The sequence below is a fragment of the Clostridium sp. genome, assembly GCF_050717635.1.
Classification (GTDB): domain Bacteria; phylum Bacillota; class Clostridia; order Clostridiales; family Clostridiaceae; genus Clostridium_AD.
The window spans coordinates 1-9,543 of record NZ_JBOITO010000018.1 but is presented as its reverse complement, the minus strand read 5'-3'; the positions used below and the strand labels follow the sequence as shown (position 1 = coordinate 9,543).

At 31.3% G+C, this 9,543-nt stretch carries 6 protein-coding genes, 1 tRNA gene and 1 rRNA gene; all 8 read right to left on the bottom strand.

Annotated elements, in window-relative coordinates:
* Positions 1–79: 79 nt before the first annotated feature.
* Complete coding sequence (locus ACREWB_RS09530; RefSeq protein WP_431547225.1) at positions 80–2,545, bottom strand: ATP-dependent Clp protease ATP-binding subunit; 2,466 nt, start codon at positions 2,543–2,545, stop codon at positions 80–82.
* Between the two features lie 108 nt (positions 2,546–2,653).
* Complete coding sequence (locus ACREWB_RS09525; protein WP_431547224.1) at positions 2,654–2,815, bottom strand: hypothetical protein; 162 nt, start codon at positions 2,813–2,815, stop codon at positions 2,654–2,656.
* A gap of 273 nt (positions 2,816–3,088) precedes the next feature.
* On the bottom strand, positions 3,089–4,825 hold the full coding sequence (locus ACREWB_RS09520; RefSeq protein WP_431547223.1) for an ABC transporter ATP-binding protein: 1,737 nt from the start codon (positions 4,823–4,825) through the stop codon (positions 3,089–3,091).
* A gap of 109 nt (positions 4,826–4,934) precedes the next feature.
* Entirely contained in the window at positions 4,935–6,176 is a 1,242-nt protein-coding gene (locus ACREWB_RS09515) for an aminopeptidase P family protein (protein ID WP_431547222.1), read from the bottom strand.
* A 228-nt stretch (positions 6,177–6,404) separates the two neighbouring features.
* On the bottom strand, positions 6,405–6,641 hold the full coding sequence (locus ACREWB_RS09510; protein WP_431547221.1) for a hypothetical protein: 237 nt from the start codon (positions 6,639–6,641) through the stop codon (positions 6,405–6,407).
* Between the two features lie 161 nt (positions 6,642–6,802).
* On the bottom strand, positions 6,803–8,881 hold the full coding sequence (gene fusA, locus ACREWB_RS09505; protein ID WP_431547220.1) for an elongation factor G: 2,079 nt from the start codon (positions 8,879–8,881) through the stop codon (positions 6,803–6,805).
* Between the two features lie 337 nt (positions 8,882–9,218).
* A tRNA-Asn gene (locus ACREWB_RS09500) sits at positions 9,219–9,293 on the bottom strand.
* Between the two features lie 5 nt (positions 9,294–9,298).
* Positions 9,299–9,415: ribosomal RNA gene (rrf, locus tag ACREWB_RS09495) — 5S ribosomal RNA — on the bottom strand.
* Between the last annotated feature and the right edge of the window lie 128 nt (positions 9,416–9,543).

Here is a 9,543-nt window from a genome sequence, read left to right as displayed (position 1 = left end):
TCATTTGAAATCCTCCCGTATATGTTGGTTTTGTCACTTAACATTATACTAGAGTATTTCCCTTGAGTCTTTATTTTTTTTATTCTTCGGTCATTTCATTATACAACTTACCCATAGTCTTAAAAAGCAATTCATCATTTTTCATAACAACACTCACGTTGTCTCCTTTATTAATATTACCTTTAAGTATTTCTTCAGAAAGCACATTTTCAACAGCATTAGTAATTTCTCGTCTCAAAGGCCTGGCTCCATAATTAGTATTAAGCCCCGCCTTAGCTAAATGTTTTTTCGTTTCATCATTAAAACTAATATTAATTTGAAGCTGTTTAAGACGCTCTTTCACTACCTCAAGCATTATCTCTACTATCTTATACAAATCTTCCTGTTCTAATGAATGAAATACGATAATATCATCTATTCTATTTAGAAATTCAGGTTTAAAAGAGATCTTTAACTCTTCCATTATATTTTCTTTCATTTTTTCATATTCTGAACTAGCTCCATCTCCATTTATAGAAAAGCCTAGAGACTTGTGCTTCTTTAGTGTTGATGCCCCTACATTTGATGTCATTATGATCAATGTATTTTTAAAGTCTATGGTTTTGCCTTTTCCGTCTGTTAGCCTTCCATCATCTAATATCTGTAACAAAATATTAATTACATCTGGATGAGCTTTCTCAATTTCATCAAAGAGTATTACCGAATAAGGGTTACGTCTCACCTTTTCTGTTAATTGTCCCCCTTCATCAAATCCAATATATCCTGGTGGAGAACCCATAAGCCTTGAAACGGTATGCTTATCCATATATTCCGACATATCTATTCTTATCATATTATTTTCATCACCAAACATTGCCTCAGCTAGCGCTTTAGATAACTCCGTCTTACCTATGCCGGTGGGGCCTAAAAATATAAAAGAACCTATTGGTCTCTTAGGGTCCTTTAAACCTACCCTTGCTCGTCTCACTGCCCTTGAAATAGATTCAACTGCCTCATATTGTCCTATCACTCGCTTATGAAGTAACATTTCTAATTTTAATAAACGATCTGATTCCTTTTGGGTTAATTTTTCTACAGGAATATTAGTCCATTTTGATACAACACTAGCAATTTCTAATTCTGAAACTATTAGCTCATCCATTTCATTCTGAGCTTTCCAATTGTTTTTAGAGTTATCTAATTTTCCTTTTAATTCTATTTCACTATCTCTTAATTTAGCTGCTTTCTCAAAGTCCTGTAGTGATATAGCATCAGCTTTTTCTTTATAAAGTTTATCAATTTCATTTTGTAAATCTTTAAGATTTGTTGGAGCAGTCAAATTTTGTATTCTTACTTTTGCTCCTGCTTCATCAATAAGATCTATTGCTTTATCAGGCAAATATCTATCTGATATATATCTATCTGATAAGCTAACAGCTGCTTCTATTGCACTGTCAGTAATTTTAACTCTATGATGTGCTTCATACTTATCCCTTAGTCCTTTTAATATATTCACAGCTTCCTCTTTACTTGGTTCTCCTACAGTTATAGGTTGAAATCTTCTCTCCAAGGCCAGATCTCTTTCAATGTGTCTTCTGTATTCATCTATGGTTGTTGCACCAATACATTGTATCTCTCCTCTTGCAAGTGCTGGTTTTAATATATTAGAGGCGTCAATAGCTCCTTCTGCGCCTCCCGCTCCTATTATGGTATGAATTTCATCTATAAATATAATAACATTCCCTGATTCTAATATCTCTTGCATAACCTTTTTAAGCCTTTCCTCAAATTCTCCTCTATATTTAGATCCTGCCACCATAGAAGATATGTCCAAAGTTATAAGTCTTTTGTTTTTTAAACTTTCCGGGATATTACCGGAAGCAATTCTTTGTGCAAGCCCTTCAGCTATAGCTGTTTTGCCTACACCTGCTTCTCCTATAAGACATGGATTATTCTTCATTCTTCTACATAAAATTTCTAGGAGCCTTTGAGTTTCATCATCCCTTCCTATCACAGGATCTAGTTTACCTTCTCTTGCCATTTCAGTTAAATCTTTACCAAAATGATTTAGGGTTGGCGTACCATTTTGTTTCTTTTCTTTAGATATACTTCCCTTAGGCGTGTCCTCAGAACACCAATTATCTAATATGTCATTTTTTAATTTATCAAAATTCACCCCTAAATTAACTAAGACTGTGTAAGCAACGCCTTCTCCATCTCTAATTAAAGCTAACAAAATATGTTCTGGACTAACATAATTATGGTTTAGATTTCTTGCTTCTAAAAGACTTAATTCTAGTAACCTCTTTGTTCTTGGCGTTAAAGGTATTTCGGTGATACGTATTTCAACGTCTCCTTTACCTTCATAATCCAATACTAATTTCTTTACTTTTTCCAAAGTAATTTTCATATTGTTCAATGATTTTTTACATACTCCATCTTCCTCTTTTAAAATTCCTAACAATATATGCTCTGTACCTACGTAACCATGGTTTAATTCTTCAGCCTCTTTCTGAGCATAAACCAACACATTTTGTGCTCTTTCTGTAAATTTATTGAACATCATGTTCAAACACCTCACTTGCAATGAATTTACTTATTCTCTTTAATTATAACCACTTCTATGGAAATTCTTTCATAGCATAATATCCTTATGTATATATATTTTTCCTGTTTAATCTTTTCTATCCTTATACAACATGGATATTCCATCTTTATATTCAAATAAATCAGTATCTATGGACTTGTCCACATTTATTTCTGAAGTCCCCTTAAGATATGTGAGACTTTTAATCTCATTTAATAACTTTATAATATTATTCTTATTTTTAACCATTTTGCATCCCCCTTTATAAACTTTTTACAATGTTTTATGATTTACTATAGTTATATGTTTAAACTCATTGTAATTATTTACCATATCTTATCTATTCTATAAAACTTTTTTTTCCCCTTGTTTAATATTTAACTTTCGCAATACTTTTTTTTACATTTTTATACATGATTCACCGTTCCTTCTATTGCACAATAAAAAAGCTTATCATCTTTAAATATAAGAAGATAAGCTTTTTTATAATAGTTCATATCACCATAAAACTTGGCATTTACACTATATTATTTCATCCGGAATATAACCCTTGAATTGAGCATTATATAACTTAGAATATATTCCCTCAAGTTCAATTAATTCATCATGAGTGCCTTTTTCCTGTATACCATTGTCAGTAATTACTACAATCTCATCGGCATTTCTGATAGTAGAAAGCCTATGAGCTACTACAAATGTTGTTCTACCTTTAGATAAGTTTTCTAATGACTTTTGAATTATCATCTCCGTAGCATTATCAAGTGCAGATGTAGCCTCATCCAATATTAATATAGGTGGATTTTTAAGGAATACTCTAGCTATAGACAGTCTTTGTTTTTGACCACCAGATAATTTAACTCCTCTTTCTCCTATATTTGTCTCATATCTATCATATAATGATATTATAAAGTCGTGTATATTAGCATTCTTAGCAGCCTCTATTACATCCTCATCTGTCGCATCGGGTCTTCCATATAATATATTATCCTTTATAGTTCCTGCAAACAAGAATACCTCTTGTTGAACAATTCCAATATTTTGCCTTAAAGATTTTAGTGTAACATCTCTTATACAGTGACCATCAATTAAAATGTCTCCATCAGTTAATTCGTAAAATCTAGGAATCAAATGACACAAGGTAGTCTTACCTCCCCCTGACGGTCCAACAATTGCCAGAGTCTTACCTGCCTGAATACGAAGGCTCATATTAGATAAAATAGATGCTTTATCATTATAACTAAAGGTTACATTCCTTAGCTCTATATCTCCCTTTATATTTTCAAGAACTATAGCATTATCCTTGTCCACAATTTCAGGCTCTATATTCATTAGTTCTACAAATCTTTCAAAACCAGCCATTCCTGATTGATATTGTTCAACAAAGGACGTAAGTTTTCGAATTGGTTGCATAAAGAATTGTATATATAATAAATATGCTACTAAATCCGGTATGTTTATTAATTTCTTATATATAAAATATCCACCAAACCCAATAATAACAACATTTAGCATATCAACTAAAAATTTTATGCCGGAAGAGAAATTCGCCATATATTTATATGCATGCTGCCTTGACTGTTTGAACTGTTCATTACCCTGATCAAACTTATCCATTTCATATTCTTCATTAGTGAAAGACTTAGAAACTTTTATACCCGATATACTATTCTCTAAAGTTGAATTTACATTTGCCACTTCTTTTCTAACAGCTCTAAATGCTTCTGACATTTTAACTCTTCTACTCACAGCAAACCATATCATAAGAGGAAGCGTAGAAAATACAATTAGTGTAAGACTTACATTAATTGTACAAAGTGCTATAAATGACCCTATAAGCATAACTGCTGATATAAATAGATCCTCAGGACCATGATGTGCAAGTTCTGATATTTCCATTAAGTCGTTAATTATTTTAGACATAATATGCCCAGTTTTATTATTATCAAAATATTTAAAAGACAGAGTTTGCAAGTGAGAAAATATATCTTTTCTCATTTCATATTGCATTCTAACACCTACAACATGACCCCAATACTCTACTATATAATTAAATAATAATTTGAATAAATATAATATTGCTAGTACTGCCGTAAACACATAAACTTTTCTTATATTTCCTTGAGGTAAAGCCTCGTTTAAAATATTTCTGGTTACCATAGGAAATACCAGATCTAAAGAGGCTACTAAAAACGCACAAATCATATCTAATGCAAATAATTTTTTATGTGGGCCGTAATAAGAAATGAATTTTTTAATCAACGTTTCTTCCTCCTTATATTATCCTTTAAATTTAAACGCTATAAATTCCAGCTCTAAAAAACAAGTAGTAATTTTATAATTACTACTTATCATAGATACTAAGGCATATCTACTTCGCCATAAAATCTTCTATTTCTTCTACTGTTTTTATTATTTGCTTTGAAAGATTTTCACATCCATCTTCTGTTATTAATAAATCATCTTCTATTCTAATTCCCATACTCTCCTCTTGGATATAAAGTCCTGGCTCATTAGTTAATACCATACCTTTTCTTAACTCTATGTCACGATTTCCTACATCATGAGTATCAAGCCCCAAGTAGTGGCTTACGCCATGGAAGTAATACTTTGGTAGTTCGCTAGCTTCTTTAATAAGACCTAACTCAATGCACCCCTGTGCCAGTATATTTTTAGCGGTTTCGTTTAAAATTGAAAACAATATACCAGGCCTTGCAATTTGAGTTACTGCTTCTTGTGCTCTTAATACCACATTATAAACCTGTTTTTGCCTGTCTGTAAACTTACCATTAACAGGAAATGTACGGCTTATATCTGCATTGTAGTATTTATATTGAGCACCTAAATCAAATAATATTAAATTACCATCTTGAAGTTCACTATTATTTTTATCGTAATGAAGTGTTGTCGCATTTTTTCCACTAGCTGCTATTGTTTTAAAAGCAAAGTCTGTTACACCACAGGTTTTTAGTTTAAAATCAAAATGTGCCTCAAGTTCATACTCCTTCATACCATCTTTTGCATTTTTAAGCAGTTCCTTTATTCCTCTATCTGTAATATCTATAGCTTTCCGGATTAACCATATTTCTTCTTCTGATTTTATAAGTCTTAGACTAGCTATTTCATGATAAATATTTTTTACCTTTATGTACGGATATCTTTCCATTACACTCTTAGCAAATCTTTGTGACCAGTCATTTAACATATTAAACTCCTGTCTTTCAAGATCCAAACATAAATTATCTATTTTCACTCTATTTAAAATCGAACCAAAAGTTCCTTCAAATCCCTCTATAAATAGAATCTTTTCTATACCTGAAATTCCTTTAGCATCCATTTCCGGCATTTTTTCTCCTACCCATCTAGCCATAACAGGATCATTTTTTTCTATAAATAATGTCTCTTCAACCTTACCATTTCTTTTTACTAGCATTAGAATCATTTTTTCTCTATCAATGCCTGTTAAATAGTAAAAATTCCTATTTGGAGTAAATAGGTATGTTTCATCCCCTGATTTATATGGTGCCTCACCTGCAAATATCAATGTTATAGAATTTTCTTCTAACATACCTGATAAATTCGCTCTATTTTTAATGAATAATTCCTTTTCCATCTTAATCCTCCTGTAACTTTTTTAAATTTTTATAACTATAAAACATTATGTTTTAAATACTTTTACTACTCTTTATAACATACCACTATGAGTAAATAATTTCAATATTACTGGTAGATATATCTTTAACTAATAACATAAAACTCCTTGTTTTATATAAAATAAGGAACAAATTTCGTATTAATTAATTCCGAAATTTATTCCACAAAATATTTTTAAATTAATTTCTTACCGCTGCCTTTGTGATGTAATTGAATATTGTCCATTTTTCATATCTCCTTGTTCTACAATAGTAAAATAATTATTCTCTAGCATCTTGCATAATATCCCAACTTCTTCGGAGCTCTTCATTTTAGAAGTAATTGTAAACTTATCATTTTGTTGAATTATTCCCATGTAATCATGTATATTGCTATAATCACCTAGCTTAATATCTCCAACAATGTCTAATCTATATTCAGACATTTAGTTCTCCCCTCTTTTGCGTATTTAATATTAGGCTTTGTAATTTCAATTATAATATACATGTTTATTACAATTTGTTTTTTCACTATTACCATAAAGATTTGCACTTAAAATAAAAAATAAAACCGTAAGATACGGTTTTATTTTTTATATATTTATATCTATTCCAAGTTTTTGTTAGCAATAATTATTTTATCAATTCCATCCTTTGGAACTTCTTCATACCTTTCAAATTTTACCCTAAAATTAGCCCTAGCACCAGTCATTGAACGTAAATCAGTTGCATAATTAAATAATTCGGATTGTGGTACCTCCCCTATGACTTTTTGGCCTTTTAGCAGTGCCTCCATTCCCAGAATCTTTCCTCTCTTCTTATTTATATCTGTAATAATGTCACCCATATAATCATCTGGGCAAGTAACTTCCACGTGCATAATTGGTTCTAATATAATGGGCTCCGCTTCTAGAAGGCCTTTCTTATAAGCTAATGTAGCTGCCATTTTGAATGCCATCTCTGAAGAATCTACAGCATGGTATGAACCATCATGTAAGGTTGTTTTAAGCCTTATAACAGGGAATCCTGCAAGTACACCATGCTGTATGCATTCTTTTAAACCTTTTTCAACAGCAGGTATATACTGCCTTGGAACTGTACCTCCAACTACTGCATCAATAAATTCTAAATCATCTGCTCCATCTATTCTAGGCTCAAATTTAATTTTCACATCACCATACTGTCCATGTCCACCAGACTGTTTTTTATGTTTCCCTTGGACATCAGAAGATTTTCTAATTGTTTCTCTATATGCCACCTTTGGAAGTTCTAATGCTACTTCAACTCCAAATTTATTTTTAAGTTTACTAACTATTACTTGCAAGTGAGTTGACCCTAATCCAGAAATTATAGTTTCTGCACTTTCTGTAGATCTAGATATTGAGAACGTAGGATCTTCTTCTAAAAGTTTTGCGAGTCCATTAGATATCTTATCTTCATCACCTTTAGCTTTAGTTATGATAGCTCTTGAAAATACCGGTTGTGGAAAATCCATAGTATCAAACAATAATAGTCTACTACTGTCACAAAGTGTATCTCCTGTGCTAGTATATTGAAGCTTTGAAACAGCTCCTATGTCGCCTGCTTCAATTTCTGAAGTTTGATATTGTTGCTTTCCTTTTAAGAAATACATAGTACCTATTTTTTCTTCTTTTTCTTTATTTGTATTATATACTATTGTATCACTTTTGGCTTTCCCAGTAATAACACGGAACATAGATAATTTTCCCACAAAAGGATCAGCAATAGTTTTAAATACTAATGCAGAAAACGGCTCAGTATCATTAATTTTAACCTGTATATATTTTTTGTTTTTTATATCTCTTGCACTGTAAAGAGTTGTATCCATTGGTGATGGAAAACACTCAACCATATCTTCAAGTAACGTATGCATTCCTATGCCTAGTAATGCGGACCCACACATTATAGGCGCAATCTCTCCCTGTGATGCTCCTTTTATAAGGCCGTTATATATTTCTTCTTCACTTATAGACCCCTCATTAAAATATTTATCTAACAAAACTTCATCGGTTTCTGCTACCGCTTCCATAACAAGTTCTCTACACTCGTCTACTTTTCCTAATAATTCTTCTGGAATATCGCTTTCTTCCATTGTATGAGTTTTAAAATTAAATAATCGAGCCCTTCTAGATATTACATTAATTACACCTTTAAAATCCCCTTCACTACCTATAGGATATTGAATTGGTACCGCAGATATTCCAAATTTTTCTCTTATCTGCTGCATTGCAACATCAAAATTACTGTTTTCTCTATCTAATTTGTTAATAAAAAAGGCTCTAGGCAAATTATGGTCACATATATATTCAAAGGCTTTTTCTGTTCCAACTTCTATTCCTGATACACCACAAACAGTTATCATTGCCATATCTACAGCCCTTAGACCCTCAATCATTTCTCCTATATAATCAAAATACCCAGGCATATCTACTAGATTTATTTTTACATCCTCCCATTCACTTAAAGCTACTGATGTAGAAATAGATGTCTTTCTCTTCTTTTCTTCAATATCGTAATCACTAATTGTGGTACCTTCATCAACCTTACCAAATCTATCTATAGCTTTTGTATAATATAGTAATGACTCCATTATAGTGGTTTTGCCTGAACCACTATGTCCAACAATACCTACATTTCTTAGGTTATTACTTTTATATTCTTTCATATACAATACCTCCTATCATTTCATTAGATATATATATCATATATTCTACCTTTAAATAAAAATTCCTTTCTTTATATCAGAATTTTCTAAATAATGCGAATATATTATTTAAAAATATCTTTATACCTATTACTCCTTATCTATTATTTCCTAAAGTAAATAAAAGTATCAATAATTATAAATTATTGATACTTAACTATATATTTAAAATAAGTAAAAGTTATTCCCTAAAGCGTATATTTATTATAAAAAATTGATCTATCATTTATTTAAATTTTTATTTAGACAAAAAAATAAAAAAAGCTATTAACTAGCTTCTATATACTTTAAATAAAAATGGCTCCTCGAAAAGGATTTGAACCTTCAACCTATCGGTTAACAGCCGAGCGCTCCACCGTTGAGCTATCGAGGAACATTACCTAGCGACGACCTACTCTCCCACAAGGTTACCCTTGCAGTACCATTGGCGCATTGAAGCTTAACCTACCTGTTCGGTATGGGAAGGGGTGTTACCTTCATGCCATAATCACTAGATTGAGAATATAAATATTCTCTCAAAATTGCACAGTAAAATAATCTTTTCGCATTAAATATACTTAGGTCAAGCCCTCGACTTATTAGTATTAGTCAGCTGAACATGTTACCATGCTTACACCTCTAAC

Coding starts and splice junctions, on each gene's coding strand:
- ACREWB_RS09530 (WP_431547225.1), bottom strand. CDS start 2,545: ATGATGTTCAATAAATTTACAGAAAGAGCACAAAATGTGTTGGTTTAT.
- ACREWB_RS09525 (WP_431547224.1), bottom strand. CDS start 2,815: ATGGTTAAAAATAAGAATAATATTATAAAGTTATTAAATGAGATTAAA.
- ACREWB_RS09515 (WP_431547222.1), bottom strand. CDS start 6,176: ATGGAAAAGGAATTATTCATTAAAAATAGAGCGAATTTATCAGGTATG.
- ACREWB_RS09510 (WP_431547221.1), bottom strand. CDS start 6,641: ATGTCTGAATATAGATTAGACATTGTTGGAGATATTAAGCTAGGTGAT.
- fusA (WP_431547220.1), bottom strand. CDS start 8,881: ATGAAAGAATATAAAAGTAATAACCTAAGAAATGTAGGTATTGTTGGA.